This window comes from Streptomyces sp. NPDC029216, assembly GCF_040648015.1.
Lineage (GTDB): Bacteria > Actinomycetota > Actinomycetes > Streptomycetales > Streptomycetaceae > Streptomyces.
Window position 1 is genome coordinate 1 of sequence record NZ_JBEZWL010000045.1, and the last position, 16,923, is coordinate 16,923.

Annotated in this window: 19 protein-coding genes; 5 read left to right on the plus strand and 14 right to left on the minus strand. The window is 73.6% G+C overall.

The features are described from left to right. Positions 1-141 precede the first annotated feature (141 nt). On the minus strand, positions 142-1,656 hold the full coding sequence (locus AB0F18_RS18210; RefSeq protein ID WP_362061427.1) for an MFS transporter: 1,515 nt from the start codon (positions 1,654-1,656) through the stop codon (positions 142-144). A 160-nt stretch (positions 1,657-1,816) separates the two neighbouring features. Here AB0F18_RS18210 and AB0F18_RS18215 point away from each other — a divergent pair, with 160 nt between their 5' ends. Then, positions 1,817-2,281, plus strand: coding sequence for a MarR family transcriptional regulator (locus AB0F18_RS18215; protein ID WP_362061430.1), 465 nt, complete (start codon positions 1,817-1,819; stop codon positions 2,279-2,281). Between the two features lie 78 nt (positions 2,282-2,359). Here the strand turns inward: AB0F18_RS18215 and AB0F18_RS18220 are convergent, their stop codons facing one another. Next, a complete protein-coding gene (locus tag AB0F18_RS18220) occupies positions 2,360-2,842 on the minus strand; it encodes a MarR family transcriptional regulator (RefSeq protein ID WP_362061433.1) in 483 nt (160 codons plus the stop codon). 121 nt (positions 2,843-2,963) lie between these two features. On the opposite strand from AB0F18_RS18220, the gene AB0F18_RS18225 reads away from it, so the two are divergent. Further along, positions 2,964-3,374 (plus strand): organic hydroperoxide resistance protein, encoded by a 411-nt coding sequence (locus AB0F18_RS18225; protein WP_042815907.1) that lies wholly within the window; start codon positions 2,964-2,966, stop codon positions 3,372-3,374. Positions 3,375-3,403: 29 nt separating this feature from the next. Here the strand turns inward: AB0F18_RS18225 and AB0F18_RS18230 are convergent, their stop codons facing one another. Then, positions 3,404-3,859, minus strand: a complete 456-nt coding sequence (locus AB0F18_RS18230) for a hypothetical protein (RefSeq protein ID WP_362061436.1) — start codon at positions 3,857-3,859, stop codon at positions 3,404-3,406. A gap of 177 nt (positions 3,860-4,036) precedes the next feature. Between AB0F18_RS18230 and AB0F18_RS18235 the strand changes: the two genes are divergently transcribed. Genes AB0F18_RS18235 through AB0F18_RS18245 form a run of 3 tightly spaced genes read left to right on the plus strand, consistent with a single transcriptional unit; the run spans position 4,037 to position 6,773 of the window. Continuing rightward, positions 4,037-5,305 carry a histidine kinase gene (locus AB0F18_RS18235; RefSeq protein WP_362061439.1) on the plus strand — a complete coding sequence of 423 codons (1,269 nt, stop codon included), beginning with the start codon at positions 4,037-4,039 and terminating at the stop codon, positions 5,303-5,305. Further along, the gene (locus AB0F18_RS18240; protein WP_362061442.1) at positions 5,293-5,946 is read left to right on the plus strand and encodes a response regulator transcription factor; all 654 of its coding nucleotides are present in this window, start codon (positions 5,293-5,295) and stop codon (positions 5,944-5,946) included. The genes AB0F18_RS18235 and AB0F18_RS18240 overlap by 13 nt, the downstream gene beginning before the upstream one ends. Further along, positions 5,943-6,773 (plus strand): hypothetical protein, encoded by an 831-nt coding sequence (locus tag AB0F18_RS18245; protein ID WP_362061445.1) that lies wholly within the window; start codon positions 5,943-5,945, stop codon positions 6,771-6,773. Before AB0F18_RS18240 ends, AB0F18_RS18245 begins: the two co-directional genes overlap by 4 nt. Positions 6,774-6,785: 12 nt before the next feature. On the opposite strand, the gene AB0F18_RS18250 is transcribed toward AB0F18_RS18245, so the two are convergent. The 11 genes from AB0F18_RS18250 to AB0F18_RS18300 all read right to left on the minus strand — a co-directional run bounded on the left by AB0F18_RS18250 (position 6,786) and on the right by AB0F18_RS18300 (position 16,816). Next, complete coding sequence (locus AB0F18_RS18250; RefSeq protein ID WP_362061448.1) at positions 6,786-7,559, minus strand: glucose 1-dehydrogenase; 774 nt, start codon at positions 7,557-7,559, stop codon at positions 6,786-6,788. Positions 7,560-7,669: 110 nt separating this feature from the next. Continuing rightward, entirely contained in the window at positions 7,670-8,179 is a 510-nt protein-coding gene (locus AB0F18_RS18255; RefSeq protein WP_362061451.1) for a DUF664 domain-containing protein, read from the minus strand. 122 nt (positions 8,180-8,301) lie between these two features. After that, a complete protein-coding gene (locus AB0F18_RS18260; protein WP_362061454.1) occupies positions 8,302-8,994 on the minus strand; it encodes a hypothetical protein in 693 nt (230 codons plus the stop codon). A gap of 89 nt (positions 8,995-9,083) precedes the next feature. Then, positions 9,084-11,144, minus strand: a complete 2,061-nt coding sequence (locus tag AB0F18_RS18265) for an RICIN domain-containing protein (RefSeq protein ID WP_362061457.1) — start codon at positions 11,142-11,144, stop codon at positions 9,084-9,086. A gap of 351 nt (positions 11,145-11,495) precedes the next feature. Beyond that, the gene (locus AB0F18_RS18270; RefSeq protein WP_362061460.1) at positions 11,496-11,828 is read right to left on the minus strand and encodes a TcmI family type II polyketide cyclase; all 333 of its coding nucleotides are present in this window, start codon (positions 11,826-11,828) and stop codon (positions 11,496-11,498) included. A gap of 43 nt (positions 11,829-11,871) precedes the next feature. Next, positions 11,872-12,351 carry an SRPBCC family protein gene (locus AB0F18_RS18275; protein ID WP_362061463.1) on the minus strand — a complete coding sequence of 160 codons (480 nt, stop codon included), beginning with the start codon at positions 12,349-12,351 and terminating at the stop codon, positions 11,872-11,874. 1 nt (position 12,352) lies between these two features. Continuing rightward, positions 12,353-12,607 carry an acyl carrier protein gene (locus AB0F18_RS18280; RefSeq protein WP_362061466.1) on the minus strand — a complete coding sequence of 85 codons (255 nt, stop codon included), beginning with the start codon at positions 12,605-12,607 and terminating at the stop codon, positions 12,353-12,355. Between the two features lie 72 nt (positions 12,608-12,679). Beyond that, positions 12,680-13,930 (minus strand): beta-ketoacyl synthase N-terminal-like domain-containing protein, encoded by a 1,251-nt coding sequence (locus tag AB0F18_RS18285; protein WP_362061468.1) that lies wholly within the window; start codon positions 13,928-13,930, stop codon positions 12,680-12,682. Beyond that, positions 13,927-15,198, minus strand: a complete 1,272-nt coding sequence (locus AB0F18_RS18290) for a beta-ketoacyl-[acyl-carrier-protein] synthase family protein (protein WP_362061471.1) — start codon at positions 15,196-15,198, stop codon at positions 13,927-13,929. The genes AB0F18_RS18285 and AB0F18_RS18290 overlap by 4 nt, the downstream gene beginning before the upstream one ends. Continuing rightward, positions 15,195-15,641 carry a cupin domain-containing protein gene (locus AB0F18_RS18295; RefSeq protein ID WP_362061474.1) on the minus strand — a complete coding sequence of 149 codons (447 nt, stop codon included), beginning with the start codon at positions 15,639-15,641 and terminating at the stop codon, positions 15,195-15,197. Before AB0F18_RS18295 ends, AB0F18_RS18290 begins: the two co-directional genes overlap by 4 nt. A gap of 89 nt (positions 15,642-15,730) precedes the next feature. Next, complete coding sequence (locus AB0F18_RS18300) at positions 15,731-16,816, minus strand: SchA/CurD-like domain-containing protein (RefSeq protein WP_362061476.1); 1,086 nt, start codon at positions 16,814-16,816, stop codon at positions 15,731-15,733. Between the last annotated feature and the right edge of the window lie 107 nt (positions 16,817-16,923).

A 16,923-nucleotide genomic window follows, 5' to 3' on the forward strand; every position in this document is an offset into this window, starting at 1 on the left:
GGGGGGGCGTTTTGGGGTCCTCCTCCCCCCCCCCCGACCCCCCGCGGGTGGGGGGGGGGCCGCGGGCCCTAACCCCCCGCGCCCCCGCGGCGGGGCCCCGGGGGCCCGCGGCGGGGTGTGTGTACGGGGTGCGTACGGGGATCAGCGGGCGGCGGCGGTGTCCGCGGCCTTCTCCGGCGCGGCGTCCGTGGAGGTGGCCGGGGTGGCCGCCTGGACGACGCGCGGGCCGTGGCCGGTGCGCAGCCCCAGCCAGCTGATGACGGCGACCAGCGCGAACGCGGCGGCCCCGATCCCGAAGGTGAGGGTGAATCCGGACTCGGCCGGCAGGGGCGGGACGCCCTGGGGGAGGTGCTCGATGGTCTTCGACGCCAGGATCGTGGTGACGATGGCGCTGCCGATCGCGCTGCCGGTGGAGCGGGAGATGGAGTTGATGCCGTTGGCGATGCCGCTCTGGTGGTGCGGGACGCTCGACATGATCACGGCGGGCATGGCCGCGTAGCCGAAGCTGACGGCCGCGCCGACGACGACGCCCGCGCCGATGACCGAGGCGGTGTGGCCGTGGTCGACAGCCAGCCATGCGAAGCCGGCGGCGCCGAGCGCGGCGGCGACGGCGAGCGCCAGGCGCGGCCCGCGGTGGCGCACCAGCTGGCCGCCGACGGGGGAGGCGAGCAGGGAGACGATCGCGCCGGGCAGCAGGAACTGGACGGAGGCGCGCAGGATGGAGGCGTCGAAGCCGTAGCCGGTGAGCTTCTCCGGCATCTGGACGAGGTAGGAGACGCCGAGGAAGTTCGCGAACATGCCGAACCCGACGAGGATGCCGGCCAGGTTGGCCATCAGCACCGGGCGGTGCACGAACATCTTCATGTCGACGAGCGGCTCGGCGACCTTGCGCTCGACCAGCACCCACACGGCGGTCATGACGGCGGCGCCGGCGAAGCTGCCCAGGGTGCGGCCGGAGGTCCAGCCCCACTCGTGGCCCTGGGAGATGGGCAGCAGGAGCAGCAGCAGGGCGATGCCCAGGGTGAGCGCGCCGAGGAAGTCGGTGCGGCCGCCGGTCTTGTGACGGGTCGCCGGGACCAGGAAGGCGACGGCGAGCAGGGCCAGCGCGGCGAAGCCGGTCGCCATCCAGAAGGCGTTGCGGTAGTCGGCGTCCGCGCCGGAGGTCAGCAGGCCGGTGGCGACCAGCGCCAGGCCGCTGCCGAACGCGAGTGTGCCGCTGACCAGGGCCATCGCGCCGGGGAGCTTCTGCGGGCGGACCTCCTCGCGCAGCACCGACAGGGCCAGCGGGAAGATCGCGGTGGCGGCGCCCTGGAGCACCCGGCCCAGGATCAGCAGCGGCAGCGAGCTCGCGAGCGCGGCGACGACGGATCCCGCGACCATGACGCCGAGGACGGCCACCAGGGTGGGCTTCTTGCCGTGCTGGTCGCCGAAGCGGCCGAGCAGCGGGGTGAAGACGGCGGCGGACAGCAGGGTGGCGGTGGTCACCCAGCTGACGTTGGCGGTGGAGGTGCCGAGGTCGTTGCGGATCAGGCCCAGGATCGGGACGGGCAGGGTCTGCATCATCGACACGACCATGGCGGCGAGGCTCAGGGCGAAGACGATGACCGTCTCGTTCCTGTTCCTGCCTTCTGCGGGGGCGGATGCGGCGGAGCTCATGGCGGCGGGACCTTCTCAGTGCTTCGGAGTCGTGCGTCAGAGTGCTTAAGGACGCAGATGTTTTATGTCATCAAGTACTTCGAAGAAGGTAGCCAGAGATAGTTAAGGTGGTCAAGTAAAAGGTTGATAATGTCAACGATCCTCCAGTAGGGTTCGAGCCATGAGCGCCACCGCACCGCACCGCCCCACCAAGCTCCAGCTGCTGGAACTGCTCGCCGCCATCGGCACCGCCCAGTGGCGGGATTTCGCCTCCGCGGCCGCCCGCTACGGGCTGACCTCCACGCAGGCCAAGGTCCTGGCGCAGCTGGACGGCCCGGTGCCCATGCGCGGCCTGGCCTCGCTGCTGGCCTGTGACGCCTCGAACGTCACGGGCATCGTGGACCGGCTGGAGGCGCGCGGGCTGGTGCGGCGCGAGCCCGAGCCCAGGGACCGCCGGGTCAAGAACGTGGTGGCGACCGACGAGGGCCGCGAGACCATGCGCCGGGTGCGCGAGGAGATGCAGGCCACGCACGGCGCGCTGGACACGCTGGAGGAGGCGGAGGGGGCGACCCTCTACGCCCTGCTGGAACGCCTGCGCCCGGCCATGGAGCGCCGGCCGGAGCCTGAGGCCGCCGGCGCCGCGTGACCGGCCCCGCGCGGCGGAGCCCGTGATCAGGCCCGCGCGGCGGAGCCCGTGATCAGGCCCGCGCGGCGGAGCCTGTGATCAGTCCTGTGCGACGGAGTCCACGGCGGCGTCGAGGGCGGCCGTCAGCCGGCCCAGGCGCTCCTGGAGCTCGCGGATCTCGGCCAGCTCGAACCCGGTGGCCCGCGCGATCCGGCGCGGCACCTCCACCGCGCGCTCCCGCAGGGCCGCGCCCTGCTCCGTGAGCACCGCGTGCACGGACCGCTCGTCCTCGGTGCTGCGCTCGCGGCGGATCAGACCGGCCGCCTCCAGGCGCTTGAGCAGCGGGGAGAGGGTGCCGGAGTCGAGCCGCAGGTGTTGTCCCAGCTGCTTGACCGGCATGGTCCCGTGCTCCCAGAGCACCAGCATCACCAGGTACTGGGGGTAGGTCAGCTCCAGGTCCTTCAGGATGACCCGGTAGAGCCCGCCGAAGGCACGGTTCGCGGCGCCGAGCGCGAAGCAGATCTGCCCGTCGAGGCGGAGGAAGTCCTGGTCGCGGAGGGTGTCGCCGGGCTGCTCGGTCATGGGCGCCAGTCTACCCGAGCCCGACTTGCAAGCCATTGAGTTGTGCACAATTGAATTGTGTGCTCTAGTTGTGGTCGAGGGTCGGCCACCGGCCGCCCCGCCCCTCTGAAAGGACCTCCCGATGGACGCGCTGTACACCGCCGTCGCCACCGCCAACGGCCGCGAGGGCCGCGCCGTCAGCTCCGACGGACAGATCGACCTCGCGCTCGCCATGCCCCCGGCGCTCGGCGGCAACGGTCAGGGCACCAACCCCGAGCAGCTCTTCGCCGCGGGCTACGCCGCCTGCTTCGCCAGCGCGCTGGGCCTCGTCGGCCGCCAGGCCAAGGTGGACACCGGCGACATCTCCGTCACCGCGGAGACCTCGATCGGCCAGGACGCGAGCGGCTTCGGCCTCGCCGTGACCCTGCGCATCGAGCTGCCCGAGTCCCTGGAGGGGGAGACCGGCGCCCTGCTCGTCAAGCAGGCGCACGAGGTGTGCCCGTACTCCAAGGCCACCCGCGGCAACATCCCCGTCGAGCTCGTCATCGAGTAGTCGGGTCCCGCGGCGGCGGTCCCCGTCGCTCAGGCGGTGCGCCGCGCGGCCACCACCGCGCAGGCCACCGCCAGCGGCAGTTCCGCCCCGGCCGCCAGCAGCAGCGCCAGGCCCTGGCCGCCCGTGCCCGCCGAGGTCGTGACGTCGAACCAGGCGTCCATCGCCAGCAGCGCCGCCGTCGCCGCCGCCACCGGCGCCACCCGCGGATCCCCCTTGCGCAGCAGCAGGCCCGTCCCGGTCAGCCCGGCGGCCAGCATCGCGTCGAGGCCTATCCAGGCGGCGGACCAGTTCGACACCTCGGCCGTCTGCGGCACCGTCTTCGCCACCACCACCATCCACGGCAGCAGCGCCATCCCGCACCCGGTGAACACCGTCGAGAGCCGCGGGGGGCGCCGGCCCGTCCGCCCGGCCCGGATCCGGCCGGCCGGCGTACGCAGGGCGGCGGTGCGGCGGCGGGCCTGGAACTGCGGGGCGGCGATGGCCATGGCTGGGGTTCTCCTTCCGGGCCGGCGGTCCGTCCGCCGGGCACACCACCACTCTGTCCGCGCCCGCCGCCAAGATCAGTAGCTCCACCGTCCCAACCGGGGGTGGTGCCAGCTACACCCCCCACCGGGCACCAGGGTGGTGGCCTCCCCCCTGACCAGTGCGATTACCGTACGGGTATGGCAACTTGGGGCGCGCTGAAGCGTTCGTACACCTGGATCGCGGCGCACGCCCCGTGGTCGGCCTGGGCCTGGCGCCACACCGCCTTCAGCACCGCGGCGATCCCGCCCGCGCTGCCCCTGGCCACCGGCTTCCTCCTGCTGACCGCGGCCCCCGGGCGCAGCGGCCTGCCCCTGCTCCTCTCCGTACTGCTCTGCCCGCTGCTGACGGGACTTCAGCGCAGCCGCTTCCGGGCACTGCTCGACCTCGACGTGCCGCCCGTCGTCCGCGCCCGCCCCTGGTGGACCCCGCACGGGCTGGCCGAACGGCTGCGCTCCGAGGCGACCTGGCGCCAGTACGCCTACCACCTCGCCGTCAGCCCGCTCGCCGCCCTCGGCGCCGCCGCGCTGGTCCTCACCTGGGCCGGCGGCCTGGCCGGCGCCTCCGCCTACGCCTGGGTCTGGCTGATCCCCTCCGACGGCGAACTCCCCGCTCCCGGCTGGACCCGCGAGTACGACCTCCTCACCTCCGGCGGCGTCCTCATGCTGCTCGCCGCACCCTGGATGGCCGCGGCCCTGACCCGCCTCGACGCCTTCGCCGCCGCCTCCCTCCTCGGCCCCAACCGGGCCCGCGAACTCCAGCAGCGCGTCGAGGACCTCGCCGAGAGCCGGGCCGGGGTGCTGGACGCCGCCGACATCGAACGCCGCCGCATCGAACGCGACCTGCACGACGGCGCCCAGCAGCGCCTGGTCTCCCTCGCCATGAACCTCGGCATCGCCCGCGCCACCCTCACCGACCTCCCGCCCGAGGCCAAGGCGGTCATCGACGAGGCCCACCGCGAGGCCAAGGAGGCCATCGAGGAACTCAGCAACCTGGTACGGGGCCTGCACCCGGCCGTGCTGGAGGACCGGGGCCTCGACGCCGCGCTCTCCGGGATCGCCGCCCGCGCACCACTGCCCGTCGAACTCACCGTGGACCTCCCCGAACGGCCCGGCCCCACCATCGAGGCCGTCGCCTACTTCGTCGTCTCCGAGGCCCTCGCCAACGTCGCCAAGCACGCCCGCGCCCGCCGCTGTTCGGTCACCGTCGCCCGGGTCCCGGGCGGACGCCGCGGCGACCTGCTGCGCGTCGTCGTCACCGACGACGGGGTCGGCGGCGCCGACCCGGCGGGCGGCACCGGCCTGACCGGCCTGCGCAAACGCGTAGGGTCGGTCGACGGAACCATTCTGATCAACAGCCCCCTCGGGGGCCCGACCGTCGTCACCGTGGAGCTGCCGTGCGGGCTGTGATCGCCGAGGACTCCGTCCTCCTGCGCATAGGTCTTGTCAAAGTCCTGGAAATGGCCGGATTCGAGGTGGCCGCCGAGACCGGCGACGCCGAGGGGCTGCTCGCCGCCGTCGAGGAGCACCGGCCCGACCTCGCGCTCGTCGACGTCCGGATGCCGCCCGGCTTCACCGACGAGGGCGTCCGGGCCGCCCTGATGATCCGCAGTCAGAGCCCGGGCACCGCCGTGCTGCTGCTCTCCCAGTACGTCGAGGAGCGCTACGCGGCCGACCTGCTGTCCTCGCAGAACGGATCCGGCATCGGCTACCTGCTCAAGCAGCGCGTCGCCGACGTCGAGGAGTTCATCGACGCCCTGCGCCGCGTCGCGGCAGGCGGCACCGCCCTCGACCCGCAGGTGGTGTCCCAGCTGCTGCTGCGCCGCGGTGGCCCGGACCCCCTCGAACGCCTCACCCCGCGCGAGCGCGAGGTCCTCGCCCTCATGGCGGAGGGCCGTTCCAACGCGGGCATCGCGGAGGGACTCGTGGTCAGCGAGAGCGCGGTGGCCAAGCACATCAACAACATCTTCGCCAAGCTCGACCTGCCCCCGGCCGCCGAGGCCCACCGGCGCGTCCTCGCGGTCCTGCGGTTCCTGGACGGGGCCTCGTGAACCGCCCCGCCGCCCCGCAGGCCGGGCCCGCCCGGCGCCGCGCGCGCCTCGCCTGGTACACGGCCGCGGCGCTGAGCTCCGTCCTCGTCCTGGCGGCGGCGGGCTGGCAGGTGGGGACGGACGTCGGGGCACGGACCCGTACGGTGACCGGGACCAGCGCCGGGCGGACGGTCAACGCCCTGGAGGTCGACGGCGGCGGGGCGAACGTGACCGTCACCCCGCGCGGGGACCGGGAGGTCGGCTACCGGGCGGACCTGACCTGGTCCTTCCGGGAGCCGGAGATCGAGGAGAGCTGGCTCGGCGACACCCTGAGGCTGACCCCGCGCTGCCCCGGCGACGGCATCGGGGTCACCGGCGGCGCCGGCTGCTCGGTCCGGCTCGCGGTGACCGTCCCCACCGGGATCCCGGTGAAGGTCTCCGGCGGCTCCGGCCGGGTCACCGTCAGCGGCCTCGCCGGGACCGTCGACGCCGACGTGGGGTCGGGCACCCTGGTCCTGGCCGATCTGCGCGGCCCGGTCCGGGCGCGGATCGGCTCCGGCACCCTGCGCGCCACCGGACTCGCCGCCCCGCAGGCCGACGTCCGCGCGGACTCCGGCCACGCGCGAGTGGGCTTCGCGGCCCCGCCGGACCGGGTCACCGGCCGCGTCGGCGCCGGCCGCCTGGAGATCACCCTCCCCACGGCCACCCGCTACCGGGTCACCTGCCGGGCGGGCATGGGCCGTTGCGAGGCCGAGGACGCCCTGCGCGACCCCTCCGCCACCCGCACCCTGGACCTGGCGGCGGAGGCCGGCCACGCGAGCGCGGGCTACCGCACCTACGCCCCCTGACCCGGACGGGACTCAGACGATGTGCCGTCCGCCGTCGACCGTGAGCACGTCCCCCGTGGTGTAGGCGGCGTTCACCAGGTACAGCGTGGCCTCCGCGACGTCCTGCGGGGTGCCCACCCGGCGCAGCGGGGTGTTCTCGGTGATCCACTCGCGGGAGCTCTCCCAGACCTCCTCGGCCCCCTCGTACCAGGGCGTGTCGATCAGCCCGGGCGCCACCGCGTTGACGCGGACCGACGGGCCGAGCTGCGAGGCCAGCAGCCGGGTCATGTGGTTGACGGCGGCCTTGCTCACGGCGTAGGGGACCGAGCTCCCCAGGGCCCGGGTGGCGGACACCGAGGAGATGTTGACGACGGATCCCGCACCGGACTTCCGCAGGTGCGGGACGGCCGCGGTGATCATCTGCCAGGCCCCGACCACGTTCACGTCGAAGATCTCCCGCCACGCCCCCGCGTCCGCGGCCTCCAGGTCGTCGAGCGGGATGAAACGGGTGACGCCCGCGTTGTTGACCAGGACGTCCAGCCGCCCGAAGGTGTCGATCGCGGCCTGGACGATGCGCCGCGCGTCCCCGGCGTCGGCGACGTCCCCCTGGACGTACACCGCCTCCGGGAGCCGCGCCGCGAGGTCCTTGCCCGCCTCCGGGAGCCGCGCCGCGAGGTCCTTGCCCGCCTCCGCGCTGCGGGCGGAGTTGACGACCAGGCGGAACCCCTCGGCGGCCAGCCGCTCGGCGACGGCCGCGCCGATCCCCGACGAGGAACCGGTGACCAGGGCCACGCGACTCTCACTCATCTTCTTTCCTCCAGCTGTCGGTCTGCGGTGCCGGAGCGCACCGGCGCCAACCTATCGCATGGTGGAAATTGTTTTCCGAAATATGGATCGGATGGGAGGCGCCCCCCGATTCAGCGTCGCTCCAGCAGCCCCCGTACGTACGCCGCCTGGCCCGCGTGCTGGAGGTCGTCGGCCAGGACGCTGACGAGGCGTACCCCCAGGGTGACCGGCGGGTCCCAGCGCTCGTCGACGATCCGCTCCAGGTCGCCCGCGGCCAGGCCGCGGACGAAGCGCAGGGACTGCTCGTGCACGGCGTCGTAGTACCCCAGGAGCAGGTCCGCCGAGTCGACGCGGACCGTGCCGGCCTGCCGGGCGGTGTGACCGTAGCCGTGGTCCTCGACGGGCAGGGGCAGGGCGAAGCGGCCGGCCCAGCCGGCGGACTGCCAGACCTGCTCCTGCCCGGCGACGCCGGCCACGTGGTCGTCCTGGATGCGCGTCAGGTGCCACACCAGCCAGGCGATCGAGTTGGCCTCCGGGTCCGGCCGGGCGTTGAGCTCCTCGGCCCCGAGTCCGTCCAGGGCCTCGTGGACCGCCTCCCGGATCCTCCCGAAGCCGTCCGCGAGTACCTCCGTGGCCTTCATCCGCCGTCCGTCCCCGGCCGCAGCGCGCAGCCGTAGTCCCCAGCCGTGGTCCGCAGCGGCCCGCCGCCGCTGCCGGGAACCACCATGCAGGGCCCCGCCCGGCGGGGCGGGGCGACACTCCGTCAGCGGCGGCGGGCGCGGCGCAGGAGGATCCCGGCGGCCGCGCCCAGCTGGGCGATCCCGGCCACCCCGGCGGTGGTCCACCAGCCGGTGTTCGCGCCGCCCGGGGCCGGGTCGGCCGAGGCGGAGGAGGCGGGCGGGACGGAGGAGGCGGGCGGGGCCGCCGCGTCGACGGCCGGGGGCGTGGGCGAGGCCGGCGCGGGGGAGGCCGGTGCGGGCGAGGCCGGTCCCGGGGAGGCCGGTCCCGGGGAGGCGGCCGACACCGGCGGGTCCGACACCGGGACGCCGACCTCCTTGTGGGCGTGCCCGAGGGAGGGGAAGCCCGCCTCGATGGTCACCGTCCAGGTTCCGGGCGGAAGCGTCTCGGCCGTGGTCCAGCCCGCGGCGCGGCCGGGGTCGCGCACCAGCTTCCAGGGGCCCTGCGTACGGGTGCCGTCGGGGCTGACGGCGTTCACGGTGGCGGCCACGGCCTCCTCGACGGCGTCCCCGTCGTTCTCCCAGGTGACGTCTGCGGTGACGTGTCCGGCCCGCTGACCGGTGATCACCACGTTCAGGGTGTCGCCGTGGGCCTGGGCGGGCCCGGCCGTGACGACGACGGCGACGGCGGTCAGGGCCAGTGCGGTGAGGGCCGGCGCGGACAGGGGCGGCAGCCAGGCGCGTCGGATGCGGTCCGGCGCGGTGCTCGGAGTGCTCACGGTGCTCCAGATGAGGCGGAGTGCGGGAGGGGCGGACGAAGGCGGCGGGCGGCCCTAGGGGAGTAGGGCCGCCCGCCGGTCATCAGGGGTCAGGCGGCCTTGCGGGCCGTCCAGACCTGCGCCGGACGGCCGTCCGCGCGCTGGAGTTCGAGCAGCCAGTCCCCGTAGTAGGGCCGGTTGCTCACCGCGAGGGCGAAGCCGCCGCTCGGGTCGGAGACGGTCACCGCGCCGTCGCGCGAGGAGACCTTCCACTGCTGGGCGGCCGAGCCGCCGCAGGGCTGCTGGGCGATCCACATCCCCGCGGCCGGGGCGCCGCCGGGCTGGAGGCACTTGCCGGAGACCGCCGAGCGGATCCGCACGAGGCCGTTGCCGGCGTCGTCGAAGTACCACTGCTGCTGCGCGTAGCCGTTGGACCGGCCGGCGACGAGGACGGTCCCGTCGGCGGTGCGGCCGCCCCACAGCTCGGCGGCCATGCCGCTGCTGCCGTTGCCGAGCACGTAGCGGGTGCCCGGGGTGGTGGTGGTCCCGCCGCCGGAGTCGGCCGTGCGGAAGGAGGCGGCCTTGCCGGGACCGCTGTCACGGCCGGAGGCGTCGCGGACCGAGACGGCGGCCGTGTACGCGGTGCCGGGGCGGAGGTTGTAGACGCGCAGGGAGGTGGACTGGACCCAGGTCAGGTGCTTGTCGTTCAGCAGCACCTGGTACCAGGTGGCGCCCTCGGCCTTGGGCCAGCTCAGCACCACCGAGTCCGACTGGATCTGACCCGCCGTCACCGCCGGGGCCCCCGAGGGCTTCTTGGTGGGGGACGGGGTCGGCTTCGGGGAGGGGTTCGGGTTCGGGTCGGTGCCGTCCCCGCCCTCGGTGCGCATCAGGAACTGGTTGTCGGCGATGTTCCAGTGCGTGGAGAGGTAGCTGCCGGCCTGGGGGCTGGTGTGGAAGTAGTCGTCGTGGTTGCAGTCGAGGATGTTCTCCTTCGCCTGGTTGTTGCAGACGTAGCGCATCTGCGGGTAGTACGGCGTGTCCGAGTAGCACATGACGTCGTACTCGTCCGTACAGTGCGCGCCGCGGCTGGTGTTGGGCGCGCTGTTGTTGACCGCGCCCAGGTTGTGGCCGAGTTCGTGCGCGGCGGTGTGGCCGCCCCAGCAGCCGGAGTCGGTACGGCCGTAGGACGGGCCGAAGTTGCTCAGGTTGTCCTGGCTGTGGCGCTCGTCGCCGTTGAAGGTGCCGATGCCGCAGTAGACCTGGGTGTCCGAGAAGATCATGTACTTGCGGTCGCGGCGGTTCAGCCCCTTGCCGGCCAGCGCGTTGTTGGTGGCGCTGAACTCGGCGAGCGCGGAGTCCGGGAGCTCGATGTTGAGCACCGACGGGGTGCAGTCGGCGGCCGTCACGTAGCGGATGTGGCGGATGCCGCCGGTCTCCTTGGCGCTGGCCGCGTAGATCATGTCGGCGTCGACGGCCCACTTGCGGAACGAGGCCACGTACTCGGCGTACCGGTCGCGGCCGGGGCCGTGCGCGTACACGACCTGGACGCGGTTGCCGGTGCTGCCGTCGCCGTCGCACTGGACGGTCTGTCCGGCCGGGCCGGTGGCGACCGCCTGGCCGCCGGACGGCGGGGCGGGGGCCTTCGCGCTCGAGGCCGCGGTGCGGGCGTCGGCGGCGGGCGCGTCCTGAGGACGCCCGCCGCCTTCCGTGGCGGCCGGGTCGGCGGAGGCGGGGGCGGCGGGATCGGCCGCCGCGGCCTTGGCCTTGACGACGGGTTCGACGTCGGCCTTGATGTCGACGCCCTTCGGCGGGGCGTCGGGGCCGTGCGTGCAGAGGCCGCCCTGCGTGCGGTAGACGCCGGCGCATCGGTCGCCCTTGGGGGCGGTGTCGAGGCCGTCGTAGACCATGCCCTTGGCGTCCTCGTTCGCGGGCTTCTTCGCGAGCGGGGCCGGTTCCTCGTCCCGGGCCGGTGCGGCGGCCGGTTCGGCGGCGGCGGCCGGTGCTCCGGCCGCCGCGATCGTGGTCGCCTCGGCGTCGGGGCCGAGGCGGGAGTAGGCGAGACCGCCCGCGAGCAGCGCCGCCGACGCCGCTGCGGCGGTCAGGAGTATCAGTTTTCGCGGTGTGCGCCGCTGGTCGGTCCGGCGGCGCCGGCCAGAGGGTCGTGCTGTCATGCGCACCTCAAGTCCAGATCAGGTGAGTGGGTGCGCAGAAGCGTGCCAGACGAGCGCCGTGGAGAATTCGGACAAACGGGAGCCGGGCCCGAGAAATCTATCCGTTACCTTCCGGCCGGATTTGATGAACTGTCAATTTCCTTGAAAAAAAGGCCAGTTACGCGCGTCGCGCGCCAAAGGTCCAGGCCTTTGGCGCGCGGTCGTTATCAAATCGAGATAAGGGGTGAATCCTTGTTGACGGCAATTCAGTCAGGTATTCATTCAAAAACTACCTGCCGAATTCCCCCCGTTACTGGCCGTGGGTGCCCAGGCCGCCCGGCGGTGCGCCACCGGCTTGGGCACCCGTACGGACTACCGGGCGGCGTCCCGTTCCCAGAGGTAGAACCGCTGGGCCATCGCGTCCGCGGGGCTCCTCCAGGTCTTCGGGTCGTGCGGGCTGACGTACGCCTGGAGCCGGTCGCTCAGATCGCGGAACTCCGGGTGGCCGACGACCTTGGCGATGGCCGGCCCGGGGTCGGTGTCGCACTCGACCAGGTGCATGTACACCTCCCCGAACTGGAAGAGGCTGCGGCGCCGGACCCCGACCAGGTGCGGCAGCTCGCCCGCGTCAGAGGCGGCGAACAGACCGGCGATGTCGGGCGCGGAACCGGGTGCCATCCGGGCCACGATGAGGGCTTGGTGCATCGGGTCGCCTTTCAGATAGGGCGGGGAAGGAAGGCCGGGCGGTTCAGCGGCGGCCCGCCGGGGACTTGGCCTTCGCCCGGTGCGCGCGCTCGATCTTGTCCCGGATCAGCTCCATCTGGATCTTGGAGTTGTGGTTGATGCGGTCGGTCATCCCCGCGTCGTCGATCGGCGCGTCCGGCTTCATCGCGAAGTCCTGGACCCACCGCATCCGGGTGCCGCCCGGCACCTCGCCGTACTCCCAGTGGATGTTCATGTGCGCGAACGGGCCGGTCTCCACCCGGCGCGCCTTCACCGTGAGCCCCGCGCGGTCCATGGTCCGCTCCGAGACCCAGCTCCACACCACGCCGTTCTCGTCCGGATGCATGGCGAGGCGGAACCGCGTGGTGTTCCCGGCCTGCTCCAGGATCTCGATCGACGCGTACTCGCTGAACAGCTCGGGCCAGTTCGGCAGGTCGTTCGTGACGTCCCAGACGACGTCCACGGGCGCCTTGACGGTGATCTCGTTTTCGGTGTGGCCGGCCATCTCAGGCTCCTGTCATGAGGCTGTTGTTGACGAGGTCGACGAACTCGTGCGGGCTCTTGCAGCGGTCGGCGTCCGTGGGCAGCGGCCGGCCCCGCCGGTTCTCCAGCTCGCCCACGATGCCGAGCAGGCCCAGCGAGTCGAGGCCGTAGTCGTCGAACCGCGAGTCCGGACGGCTCGCCATCTCGGCGGGGTCGACGGTGATGCCGGCACCCTTCATGAGGGTCGCCAGCTCTTCCATGGTCAGTCGGTCGGACATCGTGCTCTCTCTTTCCTGCTTCCGGGGGCCGGCCGGTCGCCCGCGCGGCCCTGACGAACGGGATACGGATCCCTACGCGCCGGACTCGGGTCCCTTGCGCAGGACGAGTGCCGCGTTCGACCCCATCCGGCCGCGGCTCAGGACGAGCGCGGTCCGCAGGGGGGCGAAGCGGGCGCCGCCGGTGACCACGTCGAGGTCGTGGCAGACGTCGAAGACGTTCGGCGTGGGCGGTACGACGCCGTGCTCCAGCGCCAGGACGGCGGCCGCCGCGTCGAGGGTGCCGGCCGCGCAGTACGCCCGCCCCGTACCGGTCTTGGGCGCCGTCACCGGCACCTTCGCCCCGTACGCGCCGAGCGCCTCCCGCAGCGCCGCCGCCTCGGCCGCGTCCGCCTCGGGCGTGCCCAGGGCGTCCGCGAAGACCACGTCCACCTCCTCCGGCGCGCAGCCCGCCTCCCGCAGGGCGCCGCGGATCGCGTGCGCCAGCCCGTCGGAGTCCCGCGGCCGCCCCGGCGGGGTGAAGGTCGCGGCGTGCCCGGCCAGCAGGGCCCGTACGGGCGCGCCCCGCCGCACGGCCTGGGCCGTGTCCTCGACGGTGAACATCGCCCCGCCCTCGGCCGGGACGAACCCGCAGGCCTTCGCCGTGAAGGGCCGGTAGGCGCGCTCCGGGTCCTCCCCGGTGCTCAGCCCCTCGTACCCCACCTGGCAGACCACCGAGTAGGGCGCGAGCGGGGCCTCGGTCGCACCGACGAGCATCGCCAGGCTGCCCTGCCGGATCGCCCGGACGGCGTGCGCGAAGGCGTCCAGCCCACCCGCCTCGTCGCTCGCCACCACCCCGCACGGGCCCTTGAACCCGCGCCGGATCGAGATCTGGCCGGTGCTGGCCGCGTAGAACCAGGCGATCGACTGGTACGGGCCGACGAAGCGGGGGCCCTGCCCCCACAGCCGCTGCAGCTCCCGCTGCCCGAACTCGCCTCCGCCCGAGCCCGCAGCCGTCACCACGCCCACCGCGTACGGGTCGTCCTCGTAGTCGGCGCGGCCCAGCCGGGCGTGCTCCAGCGCGAGATCGGCCGCGGCCAGGGCGTAGTGGCTGAAGCGGTCCGTCTGGACGAGGAACTTCTCCTCCACCAGCGAGCCCGGGTCGAAGCCCCGTACCTCGCCCGCCACCCGCACCGGAAGGTGCTCGCACCCCTGCCGGGTCACCCGGTCCAGGACGCTGTCGCCGGCCTGGGTCGCCTTCCAGAAGGCGTCCGCGCCGATCCCGTTCGGCGCGACCACCCCGATACCGGTGATGGCCGCCACGGGGCCCGCAGTACCGCTTTTCACGCGCGTACCTCCTTGGGCTGGGTCAGGACCACGGCGGACTGGAAGCCGCCGAAGCCGCTCCCCACCGACAGCACGTTGCGCAGGGTGCGCCCGCGGGCGGTGCGCGGCACGTAGTCCAGGTCGCATTCCGGGTCGGGGGTCTCGTAGTTCGCCGTCGGCGGCACCACGTGATGGGTCATCGCCAGGACGCAGGCCGCGAGTTCGATCGCCCCGATGGCGCCGAGCGAGTGCCCCACCATGGATTTGATGGAGGTCATCGGCGTCCTGTACGCGTGCTCCCCGAGCACCCGCTTCACGGCCGCCGTTTCGTGGCGGTCGTTCTGCTTGGTGCCGGAGCCGTGCGCGTTGACGTAGTCGATCTCCCGGGCGTCGACCCGGGCCTGGGCCAGGGCCGTCTCGATCGCCCGGGCCATCTCCAGGCCCTCGGTGGTCAGCCCGGTCATGTGGTGGGCGTTGCCGAAGGTGGCGTAGCCGCCGATCTCGCAGTAGATCCGCGCGCCGCGGGCCCGCGCCCGCTCCAGCTCCTCCAGCACCAGGACCGCCCCGCCCTCGCCGAGGACGAAGCCGTCCCGGTCGGCGTCGAAGGGCCGGGAGGCGTGCGCCGGGTCCTCGTTGTTCGCCGAGGTCGCCTTGATGGCGTCGAAGCAGGCCACGGTGATCGGGGAGACGGGGGAGTCGGAGGCGCCCGCGATGCAGACGTCCATCCGGCCCTCCTGGATGGCGTGCACCGCGTACCCGACGGCGTCGAGCCCGGAGGTGCAGCCGGTGGACACGGTCTGGACGGGGCCGCGCGCACCGGTCTGCTCCGCCACCGCCGAGGCGAGGGTGGCCGGGGTGAAGGCCCGGTGCAGGAAGGGGGAGGAGAGGCGGTGGTCCACGTCCCACCACGCGCCCCGCTGGCTGACGTCCACGTAGTCGTGCTCCAGCCGGGTGGTGCCGCCGACCGCCGTGCCCAGCGAGACGCCGGTGCGCCAGACGCTCTCGCCGTCGAGGTCCAGGCCGGAGTCGGCCATCGCCTCGCGGGCGGCGACCAGGGCGAACTGGATGTACCGGTCCGACCGCGCCGCCTCGTCCTCGGTGAAGCCGTGCTCGGAGGGGTCGAAGTCGACCTCGGCGGCTATCCGGGAGCGGAACCCGTCCGGGTCGAAGAGGGTGATGCCCCTGGTCGCCGTACGGCCGTTGGACAGCAGGTCCCAGAAGGCGGGGGCGCCGATGCCGCCGGGGGCGACCACCCCCACCCCCGTGACGGCCACCCGCCGGCGGCTCACGAGACCGCTCCCGTGCGCTCCGGCGGACGCTCCGCCCAGGCGGTGGCGTCCGGGTTCGGGGCCTCCTCGGTGTCCACGTGCCCGAGCTCGGGGCGCGGGGCGAGCGGGCCGAGGTGGAAGACCATCCGGGCCTCGGTGTCGCCGACGTTGCGGAACCGGTGCCGCACGTTCAGCGGGACCAGCAGCCCCTGGTCGGTGCGCAGCGGGTGGGTGTCCCCGTCGAGGTCGACCTCCAGTGTGCCGGCGACCACGTACACGAACTCCTCGGAGTACGGGTGGTAGTGCTCGGCGATCGACTCGCCCGGGGCCATCACCGCCAGGCCCATGAAACCGCTGGTCGAGCCCACCGAGGTCGGGGTCAGGACGGCACGCAGGTCACCTCCGCGCCTGCGGTTGGGCTGGGTCTCGCTGAGGTCGACGATGCGCGGGTGATGTCTGGTCATGGCGGACTTCCTCCATGGGCTGCCGGTGGGGGTGGGGGTGGGGTGCTAGGGGGCGGGCGCCCGCGATGGGGCGCCGCCGCCCGTCCGGATCAGGACTGCGCCGGAGCCCGACGGTCGGTGATCAGGTCCATGGGGTGCGGGGCCTGCGGGGCCCCGGCCAGCAGCCGGTCCAGCACGGCCGCCTTGCGCGGGCCCCCCATCCCGAAGCCGCCCGCGAAGCGGCCGTCGGCCGGCCCGGTGACGTCGAGCAGGCGGACCACGACGTCGTCCCGCTGGAAGATGCTGCTGCTCAGCACGGGGCTGGTCGGGATCTTCGCGGCCGCCTCGTCCTGGCGGGCCAGGAAGCGGGCGACGAGCGGACCGCAGCCGGGCTTGGCCGGGTAGAACAGCGCGTGCCGGGTCACCCGGTCCGGCTGCGGGCCCTGCGCCTCCACGTGGTGGACGGCCGGGAGGCCCGCGCGCATGAAGAACATCCGGGCGGACTCCGGGTCGGACAGGTCCCGGTCCTGCTCCAGGTACGGGTTGATGGCGTGCTCCACCGCCCGCACCTCGGGCTGCTCCGACACGTGCCGCAGCGCGGCCGTCAGGTCGCCCTGCACCTCCACGGCCCGCACCACCCGGTTGCCGTGCATGAACAGGGAGGTCCGCAGCAGCCGGGTGTGGTCGTCGACGCGGGCGGCCGGGGAGGAGTACGAGGACAGGATCTCGGCGACCTTCCCCTCGCTGCCCGGCTTGACCGTGAAGGTCAGCGCGTGCCGGACGACGCCCTCGCCGAGCCGGGGCGCGTCCTGCAGCCGTGCGCCGAACCGCACGTGCGGGGCGTCGTAGCGCCGGCCGGTCTCGCGCAGCACCGTGAACTTCAGCGGGCGCATCGAGCGGGCACAGGCGCCCAGCGGCTTGACCTGTTCGGCGTGCTCCTCGCTGTTGACCCAGGCGAGGTACTGCGGCGCGCTCTCCCACTCGCTGGTGATCAGCCACTGCGAGGGGTTCTCGAAGGACTGGCAGAGCTGGTCGCCCAGGTGGCCGGGCACCGAGGCGATGTCGTGCCGCAGCCGCTCGTAGGCCTCGAAGAACCGCTGCTGGGCGCCCTCGTGGAGATCCATCAGCAGGACGACCCGGAGCATGGAGCCGTCGAACGCGGACTGCGACACCCGTTCGGACAGGGTGGTTGTCATCTGCTCACTCCTTCGTGAGGGCACGGACGCCGGCGCGTACGCGCTCCTCCGCGTCATCCGGCGGCAACTTCCCGGGAACGCGGGGCCCCGTGGCCCCCGGTCACCGG

Bases quoted from the DNA above. Each gene is read 5' to 3' on its own strand.
- AB0F18_RS18210 (WP_362061427.1), bottom strand. From the start codon at position 1,656: ATGAGCTCCGCCGCATCCGCCCCCGCAGAAGGCAGGAACAGGAACGAG.
- AB0F18_RS18215 (WP_362061430.1), top strand. From the start codon at position 1,817: ATGAGCGCCACCGCACCGCACCGCCCCACCAAGCTCCAGCTGCTGGAA.
- AB0F18_RS18220 (WP_362061433.1), bottom strand. From the start codon at position 2,842: ATGACCGAGCAGCCCGGCGACACCCTCCGCGACCAGGACTTCCTCCGC.
- AB0F18_RS18225 (WP_042815907.1), top strand. From the start codon at position 2,964: ATGGACGCGCTGTACACCGCCGTCGCCACCGCCAACGGCCGCGAGGGC.
- AB0F18_RS18230 (WP_362061436.1), bottom strand. From the start codon at position 3,859: ATGGCCATCGCCGCCCCGCAGTTCCAGGCCCGCCGCCGCACCGCCGCC.
- AB0F18_RS18235 (WP_362061439.1), top strand. From the start codon at position 4,037: ATGGCAACTTGGGGCGCGCTGAAGCGTTCGTACACCTGGATCGCGGCG.
- AB0F18_RS18250 (WP_362061448.1), bottom strand. From the start codon at position 7,559: ATGAGTGAGAGTCGCGTGGCCCTGGTCACCGGTTCCTCGTCGGGGATC.
- AB0F18_RS18255 (WP_362061451.1), bottom strand. From the start codon at position 8,179: ATGAAGGCCACGGAGGTACTCGCGGACGGCTTCGGGAGGATCCGGGAG.
- AB0F18_RS18265 (WP_362061457.1), bottom strand. From the start codon at position 11,144: ATGACAGCACGACCCTCTGGCCGGCGCCGCCGGACCGACCAGCGGCGC.
- AB0F18_RS18270 (WP_362061460.1), bottom strand. From the start codon at position 11,828: ATGCACCAAGCCCTCATCGTGGCCCGGATGGCACCCGGTTCCGCGCCC.
- AB0F18_RS18275 (WP_362061463.1), bottom strand. From the start codon at position 12,351: ATGGCCGGCCACACCGAAAACGAGATCACCGTCAAGGCGCCCGTGGAC.
- AB0F18_RS18280 (WP_362061466.1), bottom strand. From the start codon at position 12,607: ATGTCCGACCGACTGACCATGGAAGAGCTGGCGACCCTCATGAAGGGT.
- AB0F18_RS18295 (WP_362061474.1), bottom strand. From the start codon at position 15,641: ATGACCAGACATCACCCGCGCATCGTCGACCTCAGCGAGACCCAGCCC.
- AB0F18_RS18300 (WP_362061476.1), bottom strand. From the start codon at position 16,816: ATGACAACCACCCTGTCCGAACGGGTGTCGCAGTCCGCGTTCGACGGC.